Origin of the sequence: Streptomyces spinosus (assembly GCF_020400655.1) — a bacterium.
Classification (GTDB): Bacteria; Actinomycetota; Actinomycetes; order Streptomycetales; family Streptomycetaceae; genus Streptomyces; species Streptomyces argyrophylli.
Genome location: NZ_JAINRC010000019.1, coordinates 103,705 through 123,081, shown reverse-complemented (window position 1 = coordinate 123,081; position 19,377 = coordinate 103,705). Strand labels below are relative to the sequence as shown.

Annotated in this window: 16 protein-coding genes and 4 pseudogenes; 7 read left to right on the top strand and 13 right to left on the bottom strand. The window is 72.5% G+C overall.

Features of this window, described 5'->3' with window-relative positions; translation table 11 throughout:
• Positions 1 to 1,518 carry a dihydrolipoamide acetyltransferase family protein gene (locus tag LG395_RS32190; protein ID WP_225812190.1) on the top strand — a complete coding sequence of 506 codons (1,518 nt, stop codon included), beginning with the start codon at positions 1 to 3 and terminating at the stop codon, positions 1,516 to 1,518.
• A 5-nt stretch (positions 1,519 to 1,523) separates the two neighbouring features.
• Positions 1,524 to 1,787: an acyl carrier protein gene (locus tag LG395_RS32185; RefSeq protein WP_225812189.1), complete on the top strand. Its 264-nt coding sequence runs from the start codon at positions 1,524 to 1,526 to the stop codon at positions 1,785 to 1,787.
• Here LG395_RS32185 and LG395_RS32180 read toward each other — a convergent pair.
• The 4 genes and pseudogenes from LG395_RS32180 to LG395_RS41535 form a co-directional block, all read right to left on the bottom strand.
• Positions 1,718 to 2,728: pseudogene (locus tag LG395_RS32180) on the bottom strand (alcohol dehydrogenase catalytic domain-containing protein). The gene LG395_RS32185 and the pseudogene LG395_RS32180 overlap by 70 nt on opposite strands.
• Before the next feature lie 756 nt (positions 2,729 to 3,484).
• Entirely contained in the window at positions 3,485 to 4,453 is a 969-nt protein-coding gene (locus LG395_RS32175) for a ferritin family protein (RefSeq protein WP_225812188.1), read from the bottom strand.
• A 316-nt stretch (positions 4,454 to 4,769) separates the two neighbouring features.
• The gene (locus LG395_RS32170) at positions 4,770 to 5,219 is read right to left on the bottom strand and encodes a hypothetical protein (protein WP_225812187.1); all 450 of its coding nucleotides are present in this window, start codon (positions 5,217 to 5,219) and stop codon (positions 4,770 to 4,772) included.
• 193 nt (positions 5,220 to 5,412) lie between these two features.
• Positions 5,413 to 5,559, bottom strand: a pseudogene (locus tag LG395_RS41535) (JmjC domain-containing protein); the annotation flags it as partial.
• A gap of 71 nt (positions 5,560 to 5,630) precedes the next feature.
• Between LG395_RS41535 and LG395_RS32165 the strand changes: the two are divergent.
• Positions 5,631 to 5,938: pseudogene (locus LG395_RS32165) on the top strand (DUF1048 domain-containing protein).
• A gap of 365 nt (positions 5,939 to 6,303) precedes the next feature.
• On the opposite strand, the gene LG395_RS32160 reads toward LG395_RS32165, so the two are convergent.
• The 9 genes from LG395_RS32160 to LG395_RS32120 form a co-directional block, all read right to left on the bottom strand.
• Positions 6,304 to 6,789 carry a hypothetical protein gene (locus LG395_RS32160; protein WP_225812186.1) on the bottom strand — a complete coding sequence of 162 codons (486 nt, stop codon included), beginning with the start codon at positions 6,787 to 6,789 and terminating at the stop codon, positions 6,304 to 6,306.
• A 177-nt stretch (positions 6,790 to 6,966) separates the two neighbouring features.
• A complete protein-coding gene (locus LG395_RS32155; RefSeq protein WP_225812185.1) occupies positions 6,967 to 7,794 on the bottom strand; it encodes a hypothetical protein in 828 nt (275 codons plus the stop codon).
• Between the two features lie 386 nt (positions 7,795 to 8,180).
• Positions 8,181 to 11,042, bottom strand: a complete 2,862-nt coding sequence (locus LG395_RS32150; protein ID WP_225812184.1) for a M48 family metalloprotease — start codon at positions 11,040 to 11,042, stop codon at positions 8,181 to 8,183.
• 89 nt (positions 11,043 to 11,131) lie between these two features.
• Complete coding sequence (locus LG395_RS32145) at positions 11,132 to 11,794, bottom strand: hypothetical protein (RefSeq protein WP_225812183.1); 663 nt, start codon at positions 11,792 to 11,794, stop codon at positions 11,132 to 11,134.
• A gap of 50 nt (positions 11,795 to 11,844) precedes the next feature.
• Positions 11,845 to 12,162 carry a hypothetical protein gene (locus tag LG395_RS32140; protein ID WP_225812182.1) on the bottom strand — a complete coding sequence of 106 codons (318 nt, stop codon included), beginning with the start codon at positions 12,160 to 12,162 and terminating at the stop codon, positions 11,845 to 11,847.
• 43 nt (positions 12,163 to 12,205) lie between these two features.
• Positions 12,206 to 12,607, bottom strand: a complete 402-nt coding sequence (locus tag LG395_RS32135) for a hypothetical protein (protein ID WP_225812181.1) — start codon at positions 12,605 to 12,607, stop codon at positions 12,206 to 12,208.
• Between the two features lie 11 nt (positions 12,608 to 12,618).
• Positions 12,619 to 12,897 carry a hypothetical protein gene (locus LG395_RS32130; RefSeq protein WP_225812180.1) on the bottom strand — a complete coding sequence of 93 codons (279 nt, stop codon included), beginning with the start codon at positions 12,895 to 12,897 and terminating at the stop codon, positions 12,619 to 12,621.
• 5 nt (positions 12,898 to 12,902) lie between these two features.
• Positions 12,903 to 13,109, bottom strand: a complete 207-nt coding sequence (locus LG395_RS32125) for a hypothetical protein (protein WP_225812179.1) — start codon at positions 13,107 to 13,109, stop codon at positions 12,903 to 12,905.
• A gap of 410 nt (positions 13,110 to 13,519) precedes the next feature.
• A complete protein-coding gene (locus tag LG395_RS32120) occupies positions 13,520 to 14,101 on the bottom strand; it encodes a hypothetical protein (protein WP_225812178.1) in 582 nt (193 codons plus the stop codon).
• Positions 14,102 to 14,219: 118 nt separating this feature from the next.
• Here LG395_RS32120 and LG395_RS32115 point away from each other — a divergent pair, with 118 nt between their 5' ends.
• The 4 genes and pseudogenes from LG395_RS32115 (at position 14,220) to LG395_RS32095 (ending at position 19,107) form a co-directional block, all read left to right on the top strand.
• Entirely contained in the window at positions 14,220 to 15,296 is a 1,077-nt protein-coding gene (locus LG395_RS32115) for a fatty acid desaturase family protein (RefSeq protein ID WP_225812177.1), read from the top strand.
• Between the two features lie 23 nt (positions 15,297 to 15,319).
• A pseudogene (locus tag LG395_RS32110) lies at positions 15,320 to 15,763 on the top strand (transposase); the annotation flags it as partial.
• 101 nt (positions 15,764 to 15,864) lie between these two features.
• Positions 15,865 to 17,877 carry a S9 family peptidase gene (locus tag LG395_RS32105; protein ID WP_225812176.1) on the top strand — a complete coding sequence of 671 codons (2,013 nt, stop codon included), beginning with the start codon at positions 15,865 to 15,867 and terminating at the stop codon, positions 17,875 to 17,877.
• Between the two features lie 657 nt (positions 17,878 to 18,534).
• Complete coding sequence (locus tag LG395_RS32095; protein WP_225812175.1) at positions 18,535 to 19,107, top strand: GNAT family N-acetyltransferase; 573 nt, start codon at positions 18,535 to 18,537, stop codon at positions 19,105 to 19,107.
• The last annotated feature ends 270 nt before the right edge of the window (positions 19,108 to 19,377 follow it).

The following is a 19,377-nucleotide window of genomic DNA, read 5'->3' as shown; positions in this document are numbered from 1 at the left end:
ATGACCGCGTTCACCATGCCCTCACTGGGCGCGGACATGGAAGAGGGGCTCCTGCAGGAGTGGCTCGTGCGTCCCGGTGACCGGGTACACAAGGGCGACGTCGTGGCGGTCGTGGAGACGGACAAGGCGGCCATCGAAGTCGAGTGTTTCGAGTCCGGGACCGTGGGACGGCTGCTCGTCGCACCCGGCGCCCGGGTTCCCGTGGGGACGCCGCTCGCGGTGATCGAGGGCGAAGCCGTCTCCGCTGTGCCGACAGGCGCCGCCGGGACACTGATGGCAGCCGGACCGGGCGAGCCCGTCGGTGAGGCTCAGCCGCCCCCGACGCACGCACGCGCGCGCGGTGACCAGGAACCGGCCGCGCGGCACGAGCGCCCGCGACCTCGGCGGCAGGCGGCCCGCAGGCCCGAGCAGACCCCCCAGCCCGCACAAGCCGAGGCGCGGAAGCAGTCGGCCAGGCAGCACGTGCAAGCGCTGCCCGAGCCGTCCGCCGCGGCCTCCTCGGCGATCGGCGCCGGGCCCCTCGTACGGCACCTGGCGGAGCACCGGGGTGTGAACCTCACGACTCTGCACGGCACCGGGCCGGGCGGGCGGATCACCCGTGCCGACGTGGAGCGTGCCGCGCCTCCCCGCACGGCCAGGGTCCGCGCCACCCCGTACGCACGGCGCCTGGCCCACGACCTCGGCATCGATGTCAGGGCGGTGCGGGGCACCGGGGACGGCGGAGCCGTGCGGGCGGCGGACGTGCACGCGGCCATGCGCACGGGCACCGGGGCCGAGCGGCCGGATCGGGGCCCGGCTGAGGGCGAGCAGCGCCGGCACGCGGCCGCCGCGATCGACAACCGCGCGGAGGAACGTACGGACGCCATGCGCCGTGCCATTGCCGCCCTCATGAGCCACGCCAAACGGGAGATCCCGCACTACTACCTGTCCACCACCATCGATCTCGCGGCGGCCGAGGACTGGCTGCGCCGGGTCAACCGCGGTCGTGCGCCGGCCGACCGCCTCGTGCCCGCGGCTCTGCTCCTCAAGGCCGCCGCCCTGGCGGCTCTCGAGGTGCCGACTCTCAACGGCTACTGGCAAAACGACGCGTTCGTCCCGGCTTCCGAGATCAACCTGGGCGTCGCGGTGTCCCTCCGGCAGGGCGGACTGCTCGCGCCGGTGATCCACCGCGTCGACACGCTCCCGCCCGACGCCCTCATGGGCCACCTCAAGGACCTCGTCCAACGAGCACGCCGCGGACGGCTGCGGGGCAGCGAGACGACCGGCGCCACCCTGACCGTCACCAACCTGGGCGACCAGGGCGTGGAGGCGGTGTTCGGGGTCATACACCCGCCCCAGGTGGCCCTGGTCGGCTTCGGAGCGGTCGTCGAGCGGCCCTGGGCCGCCAACGGCATGCTCGGCGTGCGTCCGGTGGTGACCGCGACCCTGGCCGCCGACCACCGGGCCACGGACGGAGCCGTAGGAGCGCGCTATCTCACGGCGGTCGACCGCCTGCTGCAGAAACCCGAGGAGCTGTGATTCCGATGAAGCCCCTGAACAACGCGGACGCCCTGGCGGTGATCAAGGACTCGATCACACAGATCATCCCCGATGCCGACTTCACCCTGGTCGAACCGGACGACAAGTTCCGCGACGTGCTCGAACTGGACTCGCTCGATTTCCTCAGCCTGATCGAGCTGCTGTCCGAGCGCACCGGAGTCCGTATCGACGAAGAGGACTACCCGGAGCTGACCACGCTGTCCGACGCGGCACGGTTCCTGGTCGACAGGACCACCGTCCGGTCATGACCGCGTCCGGCGTCGCACGACGGCGACAGGGCGGTGCGCATGGTGTGGCGGAACCCGGCAGGACAGACCGCATCAGGCGGCCCACTCGCGGTGCAGGACGACTTCGAGGGCTCCTGTGACGGGGCCGCGCGCGAAGAGGTGTCCACCTGGCCGGTGCTGATCGTGACGTTCATGCGCCACAGGGACTCGAGGTGGAGCGTCGCCGGCTTGCCGTGCGTACCGATGTTGGCGATGGGCCCTCCCGCGCGGACGACGCGCGTGCACAGCACGAACCCGTCCGGATCGCCCGACGCCTCGATGACCACGTCCGCGCCCGGCCCCTCGGACAGGTCGGCGATCATCCTCCCCGGCGATTCGGCGGCATCCGCCCCTACACGGGCCGCGGTCTCCAGTAGAGCGCCGGCCAGATCCACGACGATGACCCTTCTCGGCGAGTACAGCCGCGCCGGCATCACAGCGGCGAGCCCGACCGGGCCCGCGCCCACCACGACGACCGTGTCTCCCGGGCCGACGTGTCCCTTTACGCACTCCGGCCTCGCAGGCGGTCGGAAGGAGTTCGGCGAGCAGGACCGCGTCGTCCAGTGCGAGGTCGTCGGGCCGCCGGGTGGTGAAATCGGCGAAGGGCACACGTACCCATTCGGCCTGGGTGCCGTTGACCTGGTCCCCAGGATCCATCCGCCTCCGCCGCGGCACTGCCCGTACCTGGCGTCGCGGCACTCCGGGCAGTCATCACGGGCCGAGACGGACGACACGATCACTCGATCGCCGGAACCCAGGCGATGGACCTGGCCACCGATCTCCACGACCTCGCCGACGGCCTCGTGGCCGAGTACCGTCCCCGGTTTCACCTCGAGGAAGTCTCCCCGCCGGATGTGGAGACCGGTGCCGCACACCGTGGTGGCGTCGACGCGCACGATCGCGTCGGTGGCCTGCCGGGGCAGGACCTCGTCGACGTCGCGGGGGACGGCGGTGCTCCAGCCCGGGCCCGGCCTCGGGCGGGCAGGCGCGCCACGCCTTCTCGACGAGGCGGGCCGTCTCCGGGTCGGGGTGGCCGGCCAACAGGCGCGGCACGAGCGCGTACGCGTGCGCCTGCCACTGGTCCGCCTGCTGCGCGCCGGCCGGCTGGCCGGGGGTGCGGGCGGTGAGGTGAGCGGCCAGAAGCCGGCGATGCGGCCATCCGTCCACAGTGGCGATCTTCTTCCACTGCGCGGTGCGCTCGGCCGCCATCTCGCCGGCGTCGGCGTCCGCCGCGGCGAGGTCGAAGACGGCGCCCGCCAGGCGGGGCCCGGCGAAGGCGGCCGGGGCGGTAACGGGGACGTGGTCCAGGTCCTCGTGGAAGACGATGCGCCGGGCGGCCGGGGCGGTGAGCTCCACGTCCCGGGCCAGCAGGGACACGGTCACCACGTGCATCATGCGCACCCGCGGGTACGCCCCGACGCCAGCAGGGCTGCCGCGGTGGCCTGGCTGGCTTCTTCTCTTGTTGTGCGCGTGCGTGGCGCTGGTGATCGCCCTGGTCGTGGCCGTCGGCGCGGTCATCCTGGTGTACTGGATAGGCAACTCGGGTGCGAAGGTGGTCTGGCAGGGCCGGTTCTCAACGAGCCGGTCCGGTGCGGGCGTGACGCGACAGCAGCCGCCCCAGAGGCAGCCCTGCCGGCCTGGGTGAGGCGTCGGCAGGACTGCCTCGCGTGGTGGGTCGGTCAGTGCAGCCGGTCGAGGCCCTGCTGGAAGGCGGCGGCGTGCCGGGCCTCGTCGGCGGCGGTGTTGCGCCAGTAGCGGGCGGCGGCGGTGTCGCCGACGGCGGTGGCCCGCTTGGCGAACCTCGGGTACACCGTGGTCGCCTCGTTGTGCTCCCCGGCGATGGCCGTGCGCAGGTTCTCCCTCGTCGTGCGGACCAGGCCGGCCAGCACTGCCTCGCCGGCGAAGTGCTCCTGCCGCTCGACTTCGGCCGTGCCCTCCCACAGGCGGGCCAGCGCGGCGTTGCCGGTCTGCCGGGCGTGGGCGGCGAAGAGCATGTACTTGGCGTGGGCGAGCGCCTCGCCGTGCAGGGCGGTGTCCAGGTTGGCCCTGGTGCGGGCGGCCTTGACCTTTGGCAGGCCGGCGGGGACCTGGACCACGTCGGCCTTCGGCGGCGCCGGGATGGTGCCGCGGCCGGTGGTCACGACTGTGAGGGCCGTGCGGAAGGCGTCGCGGTGACGGCCCTCGTCCGTGGCGATCTCACTGAAGAGTTTCGCGGCTTTGAGGTCCCCGTCCATGCGGGCCTGCTCGGCGAAGCGGCGGTACATGACCTGGTGCTCGTAGGTCTCGCCGCTGATGGCCTGGCGCAGGTTCGCGGCGTTCGATCCGACGGTTCCGGCCAGGGTGGCCGCCTCGCGCAGGTGCTCGTTCAGCTCGGTCTGTGCCGTGCTGCGGAAGAGCCTGCCGACGGCCGGCAGGCCTTGGCGGTCGGCCTCGGCGGCGAACAGGCTGTAGACGGCGTAGGCGTACGCCTCGCCCTTCATCGTGGTGGTCAGGTCGGCGAGCGTCTGCGCGTGAAGAGCCCGGGCGGCGGTGTGCGGTGCCGGGGACGCCCCGCCCGGATCGCCCCCAGCCAGGGCAGGCGCCGCCTGCACAGCCGCGACCAGCGCGCACAGACCCACCAGGCACGTACGTGTCGAATGGCGGAACACGATGTCCTCCTTCCGGGGCGCACCCTGACGGGTGCGAACGCCCCTCCCCATGCCACCTGCGCTCGCACACCACCGCCCCTTCATGTCATCCATCCGAGTGAATACGCACAGTAATCAGATGCCCGAGGGCATCGACGAGTCGGCGCTGCCGCGAAGGCGCTGCGGCAGGCGGTCACCGGCCAGTCCGGCCAGGACTGGACCCAGTCGCCGCGCCCCAGTCACCTGAGGAGGCCCGCCAGTTACTCGAAGATCAAGCAGGACCAGCACACCGTGGTGCGGTTTCGCCGTCAGCACGTAGCGGTTTCCGCCGGTCGCGTCATGGCGTGCGGTGGAACGCCCGGAAGCTTTCCAGGCGCTCCAGCAGCGCACGGCCCACATCGCGCCGGGCGCCCGGGGCGACGGCATTCAACAGGGCGCCGACGGCGACCGGGTCCGGCCCGGACAGCGCCCGGGTGAGCCGGCGCACCTCGTCAGGGGCCAGCCGGGTGCGGGTCTCGTGGCCGTTCGCCGCGCAGAGGGTGCAGGAGTCCGGGTCCGGCGCCCACAGCACAGGCGCCTGCGGGTCGCCGCGCAGCCGGTCCGCGTCACTGAGGGCGCGGGGCGCCGTGGCGGGCGGAACCGGCTCGAAGCCTCCAGCGGTCCAGCGGCGCAGGGAGAGCACGGCGACGCGGCGGCGCATCGCGACGGGGTCGGCGAAGTCGTGCAGGGCCCGTGCGGCGGTAGTGAGCGCCTCGGGCAGCGTGGGAGCGAGGACGCCTCCGGTCACGGGGCCTGGCGCGGTCAGGGGGGCCGTCCGTGGTGCCCAGCAGGGTGTCCAGGCCGCCGCGGCCGGCGACGCGGGCCGGGTCGAGGTCGGCGAGCAGGTCTTCGAGTTCGTAGCCGGTGTGGTGCTCGTCGCGGGGGATGCCGACGTTGACGCTGGTCGCCGCGGCGGCGGTGGCGCTCCCGCCGACGTGGTAGTAGTCGGCGGGCCAGTACAGCAGTTCGCCGGGGCCTACCTCGGCAGGCACGGACGCCGCGATGTGGCGGGCGTAGTCGGTCTTGGTCGAGACGGGTTCGTCCCACGGCCTGCGCGGCCAGAACCGCATCCGTTTGCGGCCACGCAGGCCGAACAGGAAGGTGGCGAAACGGTCCTTGTGGAAGCCGACCGGGCTGTGCTCGTAGGTGCCGTGGAACCATCGAAGGCAAGAAACAGTGGCGGGCGCACGTGGCCCGGGTCAAGGCGCTCCCACCGGACTACCGGATCCTGTACGAGGAGATGCAGAAGTACCTGTTCAGGGTCGGACCGGTCAGCCTGTTCGACGGGCCCCTCCTCCCTGAATCGTCGACTTCTTCGAGGAGGGCGTCGCCGAGGGGAAGGGAGTCCTGGAATACATCGGCACCGACGTCGCCGCGTTCTGCGACGGCCTGATCAAGGACTGCCCCACCTACGCGGATGCCTACCAGAAATCCACCAGCAGGGAACCCGGCGCGGCCAGGAAGTGACGGCCGCCAGACTGGTTCGCGATCAGCTGCAAACCGGGGGCTTTCCTCGCGTCGGCTGCCCTGGGCTCTTTTGCGCTGCCGGATCTGCCGGCGTAGGCGACGCCGGGACGCTCGCCGACTCCTGGCGGCAGCAGCCACCCATGGGCCCGGCCTACTGCACCACCGAGGGACGGTCCGGTTGGCCGCGAGGTGGGCGAACGAGGTGGGCAAGGCCGGTGTGCGGCACCCCGCTCTGGGATGCCGCACACCATCTCGGTGCCGTGGTCGCTCCGGTCACCAGCGCCACCGAGCTGGTCCGGCCGGGCTTCGTCACATCAGGTCCGCCGCCCCTGGTCTCGCGCCGGTCCGCGCCGGCGACGGACGGCTCAGAAGACCCACTTGGTGCACTTGGTCTCGCCGGCGTGATGGCCGCAGGCGCGGAAGTGGCGTGCGTTGCGGTTGTCTCGGACGTAGTTGACGGCGCGGGTGTGGGTGTCGTGCCCGCTGCGGATGCGGTAGGGGCCGCACTCGTGCCACGACCGCGGAGGCGCGGAGGGGGAGTCCCCCCAGTCGAGCCAGACCGTGTTGCCGACGTTGCCGCCGGTGATGCGGGCCCAGTAGTAGAACGTGCGGTACCCGGCCGTGGCACCGCCCCGCAGTGCGATGCGGGCGTGCCCGATGGTGACGTGCGCGATGTCGTCGCTGGTCTTGTGGGCCAGCCTGTTCGGGTCCTGGTTGGGGCCGCACGAGTGGTTGATCACGCCCCTGATCGTGACAGGCGTCGAAGCGGCTGCGGTCTGGGCCGGTACGACCCCAGGGGTGAGCAATGCGATCAACCCACCGACGAACCCGGCGACAAGGCGCTTACGCATCAGTCCTCCTGAGCTGTAGCTGAGGTGCCCTTGCGACGGTAGAGGCCGTGCGTCGACTGCCATATCCCTCACAAGGGTGGCGAGGGCGCAGTCGCAACGCACACCGAACCCGGAAGGCCCTCACCTGTTCAAGCACCCAGCGTCCGTGTCACCGGCGTCCCTGGACAGCACACCCAGCTAAGGCTCGTCGACGAGGCGGAGGACGACGGTGCGGCGTACGCCGGCCTCCAGCATGGCCTGCGCCCGGTGCTGGCCGTTGATGTAGTCGGTGCCGCTGGAGGGCTGGATCGCATTCGCGAGGCTGAACAGGCTGGCCAGCGCCTCGGTCTCCCAACGGGTGGCGCCGGCCGCGACCGCTTGTGCGGTGGCGAGCCCCTCCATGCGGTCGGGGTCCACGCCCTGGGTGCGTGCCCGCCGGAGAACCTCGGTGGCCATCACGTTGACCCGGTGCCAGTCGCCGGCGTGGTGCCAGCAACACGACCTGGCGTCACGGCGCGGCCGGATCTGCCGTAGCCGGCGCCGCCACCAGGGCACCCCGGCCGGCATGCACGCCGGCTCGCGGAACGGGAGGGGTCGCGCGAGGCGGGCGACCGCGAACTCCTCGAACACCCACCGCGGTCCGGGCTCGGCGGCACGCGGCACGTAACCGGCGCCGCGGTCCATGGCGACCGGCGCGCCGACCAGATGCCGCACCTGCTCGAGGGTGATCACCGACCACTTCGGATCCCGCGGCAGGTATCGGTCAGCGCCGGCGAACTCCACCCGCTGGAAATGGGTTTCCTCGAAGGACCCCTGCGGCCGGAGCCGGCCCTCCACCCATATCGGCGGCTGGTCCTGGTCCGGGCAGTGCCGCTCCCACACCGCGCCCGCGAACCTCTCGACCCCGTTCACCAGGCTCACCCCCTGCGCGCCGGAGACCTGGGTCGCCACCGCGGCCGGGCGCGTGCCCTCCGCGGTGAACAACTGCAGCCGGAACGTCCCCGGCAACCCCGGTGCGGTGAACATGTGGTCGTCCACGCTGAGCCAGCGCGGCGCCGCCAGTGCGCGCAGTTCGTCCTGGCCACGCGGTGCCGCCTCGGAGGCCGGGCCGGCGGGGGAGTCATCAGTCGTGCTCCGATCATTCCCGACCCGGCGTCGCACCGACCGTCGTCGGCCACTTCCCGCCGCCCCCGTCCCCGTCCCCGTCCCCGTCCCCGTCCCCGTCCCCCGCGCAGCTCGTCACCACGGCGGCACGGCCGTCCGCGCCCGGCGCTCGCCCATCTGCTCGTAGACGGTCGGTCCAGCAGGTGCACCTACGAGGCGGTTCCCGCGAACCAGGCTCGGGTGCTGCGCACGCCGAGGAGGACGGCGTCCGGTGCCGCCGGCGCCCGTGGGACGGCCGCCGGGGCCGGTCACCGGCTCGGGTGCTGATCGGCCTCCGCGGTCACTTCGCGCAGGACGCCGCTCAGCCGCTCGGAAAGAGTGAGGACATCGTTCATGCTGGTGAGGTAAAGGTCGCGCTTGCCCTCGTCGATGGCCTGCCGGCAGTTCGTGCCGATCCGCCGGCCCTGCGTCGGCAGCGTCGGCCGCTGCCGGGCCACGTCGGGATCGGGCACGGGGAAGTACGCGCCGAGCCGCTGCGCGGCCGTGCGCAGGCCCAGGCAGTGCGGGCGTATGGCGCGGGCCGCATAACCGCGGTCGGTGAAGGCCCTGTCGTCCTGGAGGGCCGTCATGATGTGCAGGACTTCGCCGGTCATCTCGACCAGCAGTTCCCTCCCGCCGAGACGCAGCCAGGCGTCCGTCTGGAGGGCGAGCACCTCCTCGGAGGGCCTGCTGGCCTGTGCCGGGACCAGGTCCTGGCGGGTCAGCGACGTAGTACGCGCGCCGGAGTGTCCGCTGGTGCCCACGGGGAGGCTCGTCGCGGTGATCAGGGTGAGCGCGGTCAGGCAGACGGCCGCCACAGCCGCCTTGCGGGCCGGGGCGCGGATGCGGCCTCCGTCCCGTGCCGGCCGGAGGCGCGTGCGCCGGTCGTGATCAGCGGTGTCCGGGCGCGGCCGGCGCCGCAACCGCCGTACCGCCGTGGCGATCACCGCCGTGAACACGGAGACGAACAATGCCAGTCCCAGGACGAGCGGCAGCAGCAGCTCGGTCAACGGCCAGGCGCCGCCCGGCAACCAGGCGCAGGTGGTGTCCAGCGCGGCCAGAGGGCTCACGCAGCCGTCGGCCGACAGCAGCAGGAAGGCGGCAGTGACGCCGGCGAGTCCCGCCGTCCCGGCGGTCACGGCCGCGGCCGGCACCGGGAGCCGGGGTGTCACCGAGCCGGTCACCGACGCCGTGACCACGACCACCGCGGCGAGCACCACGAACAGCCAGGCCAGCACCAGCAGGGCCTGCTGCCCCAGCGGCTGCCCGACCGGCGGCCGCACGGCGTGGATGCGGGCCAGCACCACCACGACCCCCAGGCAGGCGCCGCCGGCCCCGAGCCCCGCGGCCACGGCGAGCCGCCGGAACGACGGCAGCCGCCCGGCCCGCCAGACGGGGCCCTCCCCCGGGGGCAGCGCACGGAGCGCCCACGCCGGTGCTCTGTTCGCCGCACCCATCCCCCACGCCAGCAGGGGCAGCACCCACAGGGCCGTCACCGCCCACAGCAAGGGGTCCTGCTCCCACGGCAGGACCACCGACAGCACCACCGCGATCACCGTGAGCGTTGTCGCGCCCAGCGGGGGACCGGGCAGGTCGTGCTGGAGTGCCGCGCGGATCGCGGACTCCGAGAACGGCCAGCCGGCCGCGAAGATCCTGCCGCTGCTCTGCCACCAGTCGTAAGTCAGGGCGAAGGCGACGAGGGTGGCCGTGAGACCCGCGGCGAACGCCGGCCGCAGGCGGCTTCCCCGCCAGCAGCGCAGTGCGAGGTCGGCGAACTGCGCCGTCCAGCAGGTGACGACGACGCTGATCACGACGAGCAGTGCGAACACCTCCGGGTGTCTGGGCAGCACCCGCCACCCGGAGACACCGCCGGTCAGCACCTCCCCGAGGACGAGTCCCGCCCCCAGCCACCACCCGGCGCGCAGTCCGGAGGGCGCGCGGACGCCCGTCAGCACGGCCCGGGCCGCGGCACGCCACAGGTTCACGGCGACCGTCGTCGCGATCAGACCGGCGACCGTGGCGGCCGCCAGGCGCACCACCCACCCGGCCCCGAGGCCGTGGAGCTGTCCGGCGCAGATCGAAGCGGTCGCGCCCGTGAGGAACAGGGTGAGCGCGGAGGAGTGGAACAGTTCCTCCGAGCCGACGAGCGCCCGTCTGCGCCGGTCCCAGCCGGGATGACTCCGCCACGCGGCGGCCAGAGCCCTCGCGGCACGGCCGAGCCTGCCACGGTCCGGGGCCACGGACCCGGTCGCCCCGCCCCAGCCCGCCGGGTCGGCCCCCCACCTGATGGCGTCGGCATCGGCGTACAGCTCGCGGGTGCGCAGGATGTCGGCGCGCGTCAGGAAGACGAGCGCGACGAGCACCGCCGTCGACGCCACGTCGCGCGAGGTGGCGACCAGCGACGGAGGACCGAAGACCGTCGAGGACAAGGCGTCGCGCAGGGCCAGCACCGCCCAGACCAGGTAGCCCGGGAGGACGGCGAGCAAGAAGACACGCCACAGGGCCACCGTCGCGTAGGTGATGTCGACGTCCCGGTTGTGGAGGTGCGCCAGCTCGTGCAGGACCACGGCACGGAACCTGCGCGCGTCGCTGTCGCGGATGGCGACGAGGCCGCCGTGCAGGCAGACGACGTGGTGCCGCCACCGTCCGAAGACCACGGCGCTCGCCGTGCGTGACGCGGGCGACACGACGAAGCGCGGCCGCCGGGAGAGGCCGGCGACTCCGACGAGTTCGTCGAGAACGGCGCTCAACTCGCCGTGCGGGTCGATTGCTTCGACCGGGACGAGCCTGCGGCCGCGCTGCTTCCACCTGGGCAGCATCCAGTACAAGGCGCCGGCGGCCAGAACGAGTGCCACGACGGCGGCCGGCACCGGCCAGGCGGAGGCGTGCGGTACGAAGCGGTCCACACATGCGCGGAACGCCTTGTCGGACCGCAGCGTGGCCAGGCTCGCGCCCAGGAAATCGGCCCGCGGGTCCGATCCGGAGGCCAGGGCGCAGCCGGCGGCGATATTGCGGGGATCGGTCAGCGAGTGGAAGACGGCCGACACCACGGTGGCGCTGCTCGTCACGAAGAGGAGGATGAGCAGGAGGAACCGCGGCCCGGTACCGGCGCCGAGGAGGCGTGCGTCCATGCGCCCGGGAACAGGCGACGATGCCGTGTCCGCGTCTCTTTCCGTGCCGAGGTCGAGGCGGGGGTCGGGTCCGGGGTCGGGGTCGGGCCTCATGCGCGGCCGCTCCGCTCATCCCGGTCCGATTCGCGGCCCGCCGAGGGACCGGCGTTCGAGGGGGAGTCCCGGTGCGGGGCGCGATGGTCCGGTTCCGGTTCCGCGCTGCCGTCGGGTTCAGGCTCGGCGCCGTCCTGTGGTTCCGGTTCGGCGCCGTCCTGTGGTTCCGGTTCGGCGCCGTCCTGTGGTTCCGGCTCGGCGCCGTCACCGGGTTCCGGTTCGGCGGGTAGTACGAGCCGGGCCACCACCCGTTCGGCGAGTGCCCCGGCCGCCTCCCGCTCCAGCCCGCTCTCCACGGCGAGCCGGGCCACCCGGGACCGTACGGCTTCCAGTTGTTCGGGCGTCAACGGCGGGAGTGGACGGGACTGTGCCGGCTCTGCCGGCCGGCGCCTGATCCGGCGCAGCCACGGACCTGCCCGCCGGCCGGCGGAGGCGACGGTGGTCGACACGACTTGCCGTGCCGCTTCGTCCAGCGCCATCCACACCACGGGAGTCAGCAGGGTCGCGGCCTCGCCCAGCCCGAATCCCAGAGGGTCCCGGTGCCGACCGCGGGCGAGTCGCCGCAACGCGGTGTCGTCGTCCACCAGAAGCAGAGCGTCGAGCACGATCAGCTCATGCGGCGCCAGCTCGGCGACGATGTCCCGGACGACGTTTCGCACCGGTGTGCCCGCAGGCGTTTCCGGTCCTCCGTTCATCACATCCCCCGTCGTCACTTCCGTTGCACCAGGGCCAAGGTAATGCAGGAGGGCGTCCGGCTGGCCAAAATCGCCCACGGCGAGGGCCAGTTGACGTGAATTGCTCTCGCAGGAGGAACGGCGGCCAGTGCGACGGGCGGAGGCAGTTGGGTGATCTGCTGTGGGCTGCGCAAGTGCATGATGTCGTCGTGCTGGGCGGCAAGGCGGGACAACGCAAGCTTCTTGAACGCGGCCAGTTCCTCGAGGTTCTTATCTCTCTCGGCAACGCGGTCCTCCAGTTCGGTGTTCTTGGCCTTCAGGCGCTCGATCTCGGCGTCTCTGGGGTCTGGCACCTCCCCGGCCTCCTGGAGGGCCGCCAGACGGCGTACGAACTCGTCACCGAGGTGCCGGTAGGGCCCTTCTCGGACGGTGCCGTCGCGGTCCTTTCTTCGGATAGAAGCCGGTGCGGGTCACTCCCGCCTCTGCCGCCAGGGTCTTGAGGTTGCAGCGGCCACCGGGCGGGAGTTCGCCACGAAGGAGCCGGTCCATGGCGGCCCGGATCGCTTCCTCCTTTCGGACCGGTCGGTGCCACTGATCCTGCCCATGCACTCCTCCAGTGACGGTGGTCAGGGCCGCATCGATGGCGGCGACGACGTGGTCGGCCCGCTCGGCCTCGGCCGTGAGTCGTGCCTTCTCGCCTTTCTGGAATCGGCCGATCTCGCCGATGAAGGTCCTGCTGCTGGCGGTGGCCGACGCCAGACGGGCCTTTGGCAGGGGTGGTGGGTGGCTTGCGGGCATCGGGACTCCCATCACTCCAGGAGGCAGTCCAGCGCGCGCACCGCCGGGTGAGCGTCCAGCAGCCTGCGGGCAGCTCCTGTTCCTCCCCGGCCGCGCGGCCGGCGGCGGGCGGCCGGGCGGCCGGGCGGCCGGGCGGCCGGGCCGGTGGCGGGCGTTGCCGGAGCGGCCGCCGCCGCAGTCGGCGGCGGGGCGGCGGGGTGGGTGAGCGGCTCTGTGAGGTCGTGCAACTGGTCCAGGACGGCCGGCAGGTCACCGCCGAGATCGCCGAGGCCGTCACCGGTGCGCCACACGAAGGTCAGCAGGCCGGACCTCGCCCGGCCGGCGTACTCGCCCGCGTTAGGGACGTCGGGTCGGCGGGCGCGGGCAGGGCGCGGCTGAGCGCGAGGGCGGCGAGCACGGCCTCGGCCGGGCCGGCGGGGAAGTCCTCGGAACGGCGCGCGGCGGCTGCGGCGGCGGCGAGGTGGAACGCGCCGAACTCCGGCAGGGCGAAGGCGGCGAGCACGACGGAGACTGATGGCGCGACCGCGGGCGGACGGCACTGCGCGGGTCGGGCGGGCCCTCCGGCCGGGCCCGGCGCAGCGCGGCCAGCAGCGGAGCGAAGCCGGCCAGCAGCGGCACGGGCAGGACCGGTGACCAGGCCCACGCCCGCAGCCAGGACGCCGGCGGCTCCACGGCCTCACCGGCCCGGCCGCACTGCTCGCCCAGGCCGGCGCCGGGCAGGACTCGGTCGATCCCTTCGACGGCGGGGGCCGGGCCGAGTGCCGCGCGGGCCCGCTGGGCAGTCCGGCGGCCCGGCCGGGCGGGCAGGTGTCCAGCACCAGAGCGGCCGGCCGGGCGCCTTCCGGCGTCGGGCGGCCCGCCAGCAGCCGGACGGTGGCCTCGACCGCCAGGTCCCACCACTGCTGTGCCCCTTCATCCCCGGCGTTGGGGGGCGGCGGGTGCGCGGCCAGGTGAGGCGGCGAGCACCCGGTCGGGCACACCTGCGTCCGCAGCCGCGATCCTCGGCCACGCCCGCAGCCGGTCGGCCAGCGGCAGGCCGGCCGCGGCGTCCGCCGCGGCGAGGTCGAGGACCGCGCGGGCCGGCAGCGGGCCCATGTCCAGGGCCGGGCCCAGGAAGACCGTGGCGTCAAGGACACGGACCTCGTCCAGGTCGACGTACACCGGCCAGGGCCGCCTGTCGGACGTCTCGATGTCGCGGCGCAGCAGGTCCGCCAGCGCGCCGCGGACAGCGCGGTCCCAGCGGAACGGGCCGCCGGCGTCGGCGTGGACGGTCACCACCGGCTCGCGCAGCAGGCCCGTGATGTCGTGCTCGGGCAGCCGGGCCGCCCACTCCCGCCAGAGGACCTCGGTCAGCTCGGGCAGCGGCCGCTGCTCGGCGTGCGCGCGCCGACGCTCATCCCGGTAGGCCCGGGAACCGGCGTGCCCCAGGTCGACGGCGTCCTTCAGCAACTCCTCGGCGACCAGGACCCAGTCCCCGTCACCGGCCCCGGGCATTGCCCCCAGGGCCGGTGGGCCTCGGGGCAGCACCCACGCCCTCCTGGGGTAAACCCCCTGTGCGAGAGGGTGACTGGCAGGCTGTTTCGGCTGGTCGCAGGCGCGGAGACTCGGTGGCATGACGATTTCCCCGCAGGCCGTCGCGGCCACCGTGCCCGGCGCCCGACCCCGTCCCTCCGGTGCCGGAGCCGGCAGTGACTTCGCGCGGCTGTCCCGTCGTATCACCGAGGCGGGGCTGATGAGACGCCGTCCGGGCTACTACACGACGCGCCTCGGTCTGGTGATCGCGCTGACGGCGGGCGGATGGGGAGCCTTTGCCGCGCTCGGGGACACCTGGTGGCAGATGGCGACGGCCGCCTTCCTGGCGCTGATGTTCGGCCAGATCGCTCTCGTTGCCCACGATCTCGCGCACCGTCAGGTGTTCCGGCGACGCCGGCCGAGCGAATTGTGGGGCCGGCTCTTCGGCAATCTCGGGATCGGCATGAGCTACGGCTGGTGGATGAACAAGCACACCCGTCACCACGCCAACCCCAACCACGAGGAACTCGACCCGGACGTCGCCCCGGACATCCTGGTGTGGTCCACGGAACAGGCCCGCGACGCCCGGGGCCTGGCCCGTCTCATCGGCGGTCACCAGGCGGGGCTGTTCTTCCCGCTGCTGACGCTGGAGGGCTTCAACCTGCATGTGGCGAGCCTGCGGGCGCTGCGCTCACCGGGCATGAAGCACCGGACGCTGGAGGCGGCGCTGCTCCTGCTTCACCTCGCGGCCTATCAGTCCGCCCTGTTCCTGGTGCTCTCCCCGGGCAAGGCGGTGGCGTTCCTCGCCGTGCACCAGTGTCTCTTCGGCGTCTACCTCGGGTGCACCTTCGCGCCGAACCACAAGGGCATGCCCACGTTCCGCGGCGACGAACGGCCCGATTTCCTGCGCCGCCAGGTGCTCACCTCACGCAACGTGCGCGGCGGACGGCTGACCGACGTTCTGCTCGGCGGGCTCAACTACCAGATCGAGCACCACCTGTTCCCGAGCATGCCCACGCCCCATCTGCGCCGTGCGCAGACCGTCGTCCGAGCCTACTGCGCGGAGATCGGAGTGCCCTACCACGAGACCGGCCTGATCCAGTCGTACCGCGAGGCCCTCACACATCTGCATCAGGTCGGTGAGCCGATCCGGCAGCAGCGCCGAAGGGGCGCCTGACGTCGTCGGTGCAGTCGACGGCGTGGAGTAAGCTCAACGGCCTGCTCAGGCGGCTGCTGAGGGAGAAGGAGGGGCGGGATGCCGAGCCATCGGCCTGTGTGATCGATGCCCAGAGCGTCAAGACCTCCAGCAGCGTTCATGCTTCCAGCCAGGGCGTGGACGCCGGGAAGAAGATCGTCGGCAGGAGACGGAGCATCGTCACCGACACCCTCGGTCTCCTGCTTGCCGTGCTGGTTACCGCGGCGAGCGTGCAGGACTCCGTCGCCGGCACCCGTCTCCTGGACCAGGTCGCCGCCGAACACCCCGGCATCCGCAAGGTGTGGGTCGACGGCGGTTACCGCCAGCACCTCGTCGAGCACGCGGCCACCCTCGGCATCGACATGGAAATCATCGCCCGCACCCCTGGGACCAGGGGATTCACGCCGATCCCGAAACGCTGGGCGGTCGAGCGGATCTACGGCTGGCTGACGCTTCTCTGCGTTTCGCCGGACGGGCGGCAGGCACCCCTTGGCGGGCGGCGCCCGTAATCCGCTGTTCACCGCCTCCTTCGCGAGCAAGAATCGTCCGCATGTCTGCGATCCCCGGTGGCACGACCGCCTTCCACGACCTGCCCGCGTTTCTCGCCCAGCCTCGCGTCAACTCCCTTGCGCTGTCCGCCGACGGTGGCCGTCTCGTCGCCACCGTGCAGACGCTGTCGGAGGACCGGACCAGGTTCGTGTCCGGGCTGTGGGAGATCGATCCGGCCGGGGAGCGCGAGGCGCTGCGCCTGACCCGGTCGGGCAAGGGCGAGTCCGGGCCCGCGTTCGGCCCGGACGGGGTGCTGTACTTCCTGTCGGAACGCGAGGACGACAGTGAGGAGGACAAGCACGAGGGTGCCGCGCTGTGGGCGCTGCCCGGGCGTGGTGAGGCCGCCGTCGTGGCCCGGCACCCGGGCGGGATCACCGCGTTCACCGTCGCCCGGGACTCCGGCGCGCTGGCCCACACCGCCGGGCTGCTGCCCGGGGCCTCCGACGCCGACGCACACGGCAAGCTGCGCACGGCGCGCAAGGACGCGAAGGTCACCGCGATCCTGTACGAGGCCGGGCCGACCCGCGCCTGGGACCGCGATCTCGGCCCCGAGGAACAGCACACCTTCGTGCGCGCGGGGACCGATGGCGCCGTGGTTGACGCCGGCGGGCAGGGCGTCGGCCTCGAGCACCCCGGGGACGTGGCGCTGTCGCCCGACGGGACGCGAGTGGCCTATACCCGGTTCGTACCCGGCCGGGTGCCCGCCGAGAACCGCACCGCCGTGGTAGTGGCAGACGCGACCACCGGCGAGGAGGTCTTCGTCCTGGGCGATGTGGAGCACCTCTACGAGGCGCCGGTGTTCACGCACGACGGCTCGGCGGTCGTGTGCTCGCGGATGACGTGGCCGACTTACGACGAGTCGATGGACATGACGCTCGTCCGGGTCGGCGTGGACGGCGGCGCGGCCGTCGATCTGCTGCCCGGGTTCGACAACTGGCCTGTCGGCGCCGTCTGTTCGCCGGTCGACGACGCCCTCTTCTTCGTGGCCGATGTCGAGGGACACGCGCCCGTCTTCCGGCGGGACGCGGACGGCACCGTGACCCGGCTCACCGCCTCGGGCGCGTACGGCTCGCTCTGCGTGGCCCCCGACGGGCTGACGCTGTACGCGCTGCGCAACGCGATCGACTCGCCGCCGCGGCCGGTCAGGTTCGAGGCCGGCGTTGCCGACCAGACGCCGGTCGAGCTGCCCGCCCCCGGTGCGTTCGACGCGCTGCCGGGCACCCTCACCGAGGTGCACGCCAACGCGGCGGACGGGTACCGGCTGCGCGGCTGGCTCGTGCTGCCTGAGGGCGCGTCGGCCGAGAACCCCGCGCCGCTGCTCGTCGCCGTGCACGGCGGGCCGCAGGGCAGCTGGAACGGCTGGACCTGGCGGTGGAACCCGTGGCCGTTCGCGGCCCGCGGCTACGCGGTGCTGCTGCCCGACCCGGCTCTGTCGACCGGGTACGGTCAGCAGGGCCACCGGCGCGGCTGGGGGCAGTGGGGCGGGGTCCCGTACACGGACGTGATGGCGCTGACCGACGCAACCGAGGCCCGTGACGACATCGATGCCGCGCGCACCGCGCTCGGGGGCGGCTCCTACGGCGGCTACATGGCCAACCGGGTCGCCACGAGCACCGATCGGTTCAAGGCGATCGTGAGCCACGCGGGCCTGTGGGACCTGCGGTCCTTTCAGGGCGACACCGACGCGCCCTGGTACTTTCAGTGCATCTTCGGGGACCCGGTGACCCGGCCCGAGCGGTACGAGGCGCACTCCCCGTACCTGGACGCCGCGAAGATCCGTACGCCGATGCTGGTCATCCACGGCGCGAAGGACTACCGCGTGCCGGTCGGCCAGGGCGCCGCGCTCTTCCAGGATCTGCAGCGGTTCGAGGTGCCTGCGAAGTACCTGTACTTCCCGGACGAGAACCACTGGATCCTCTCCCCGGGCCACATCCAGGTCTGGTACGAGGCGTTCCTGAACTTCCTCGACCACCACGTCCTTGGTCACGAGTGGCAGCGGCCCGGACTGCTGTGAGCGCGGGCGGGCGTCGGCCTTCGACGAGGTGGGATCCCTGCTTTTGGGCAGGAACGGACGCCGGTTCACCGCGGCCGACACGTTAGCGGACGCCAGGTGCAGCGACACCCCGACCCGGCGGTTGGTGACCTCGCCCGCGACGCCGGTGTACTGCCAGGGCACGCGGGTGGCGATGTCGACGGAGTGGTGGGACGGTTCCACGCCGACGAACGTGTGGCCGGCGGGGCGCGGGGCGGCTGCTGTCGTCAGCGGCCGGTCCGGCGGGCCCGCGAGCGGCGGGCTTCCTTCTGGGCTGTGCGAGAGGTCTGGGTGCAGGGCTGGAAAGCGCTGCGGTGAGGAAGGCTCGCGCTTCTGCCATTCGATTGTGCGTTCGACACCCTGACGGTGAGGAAGGAGGCGGTGGGGCATGACGATCGACCAGGCATCAACAGCAGGGCGGCTCCACCGTGATGCGAGTGCGCTGTCCGGACCGTCTGCCGGAGCAGCCGTACCGCCTCGTCCTCGAGCAGCTGGCCGAGCTCACTACGCGCTCCTCGGCATCGCGCGCCTTCACAACCTCACGCTGAGCAATCCGTAGCCCGGCTCCTCAGGCAGACGTCAGCCCGTACACGCAGTGATGACGTTGCGCGTTACCTTCGAGGCAGGAATAGTCCACGAATGGCACAAGCACCGAGTCCGCAGCCCGTCCTGCGCCCTGGCGACGTACCCGAGCGCATCGTGATCGAGGGCCTGTTGCTGCGGCGTTGGCAGGCCGGGGATCGCGAAGCAAGATACCGCGCGATCGTGGCTTCCTTCGACCACCTGCACGCCTGGATGGATTGGGCTGACAACCCGCCGACCGAACACCAGCACGCGGAACGCTTCGAAGAAGCGTTGAACTGGCCGAGCGACCGTAGCTACAACTTCGCCATCTTCGACGAGCAGGAGCAGACGATCCTCGGCATGGCCGCCATCCACGACAACCTCGGCGGCAAAGCCGTTGAGATCGGCTACTGGTGCCACGTCGATCACGTGGGCCGCGGGGTCATCACCAGGTCGGCTCGCGCGCTGACCCAAGTTCTGCTCCGCCTGGACCAGCTTGCCCGAGTCGAGATCCACTGCGACGAAGCCAACGTCCGCAGTGCCGCGGTCGCGCGACGCCTGGGTTACCGCCTCGACCGTATCGAGGAGGACGGCATCACGGCGCCGGCCGAGTCTGGCCGCGGCATGATCTGGGTCAAGGAGTGCTGACGGTCCCCGCCGCCCGGTGGGCAATCCGTGCAGCCGGGGGCCTACTGACGAAGTAGCCGGCTGAGCGTGCCGGGCCTTTGACTTGGCCGTACTTTCTCCAGTTGCGGGACAGCCCTTAGTTACGGCAACGGACGGATCGCCGGCTACAACTACCGGACCTGCAACTGAGCCCCGCGCGCCTCTCTCGTGCGGCCTCGCGGTTGCACAAAGGGGTGACAGGCCGGTACGTGCCGCTGTGTGCCTGGCTCGCCGATGCAGAGGACATCGCGA

Bases quoted from the DNA above. Each gene is read 5' to 3' on its own strand.
- LG395_RS32190 (WP_225812190.1), top strand. From the start codon at position 1: ATGACCGCGTTCACCATGCCCTCACTGGGCGCGGACATGGAAGAGGGG.
- LG395_RS32185 (WP_225812189.1), top strand. From the start codon at position 1,524: ATGAAGCCCCTGAACAACGCGGACGCCCTGGCGGTGATCAAGGACTCG.
- LG395_RS32160 (WP_225812186.1), bottom strand. From the start codon at position 6,789: ATGCGTAAGCGCCTTGTCGCCGGGTTCGTCGGTGGGTTGATCGCATTG.
- LG395_RS32155 (WP_225812185.1), bottom strand. From the start codon at position 7,794: ATGTTCACCGCACCGGGGTTGCCGGGGACGTTCCGGCTGCAGTTGTTC.
- LG395_RS32150 (WP_225812184.1), bottom strand. From the start codon at position 11,042: ATGGACGCACGCCTCCTCGGCGCCGGTACCGGGCCGCGGTTCCTCCTG.
- LG395_RS32135 (WP_225812181.1), bottom strand. From the start codon at position 12,607: ATGCCCGCAAGCCACCCACCACCCCTGCCAAAGGCCCGTCTGGCGTCG.
- LG395_RS32120 (WP_225812178.1), bottom strand. From the start codon at position 14,101: ATGCCCGGGGCCGGTGACGGGGACTGGGTCCTGGTCGCCGAGGAGTTG.
- LG395_RS32115 (WP_225812177.1), top strand. From the start codon at position 14,220: ATGACGATTTCCCCGCAGGCCGTCGCGGCCACCGTGCCCGGCGCCCGA.
- LG395_RS32105 (WP_225812176.1), top strand. From the start codon at position 15,865: ATGTCTGCGATCCCCGGTGGCACGACCGCCTTCCACGACCTGCCCGCG.
- LG395_RS32095 (WP_225812175.1), top strand. From the start codon at position 18,535: ATGGCACAAGCACCGAGTCCGCAGCCCGTCCTGCGCCCTGGCGACGTA.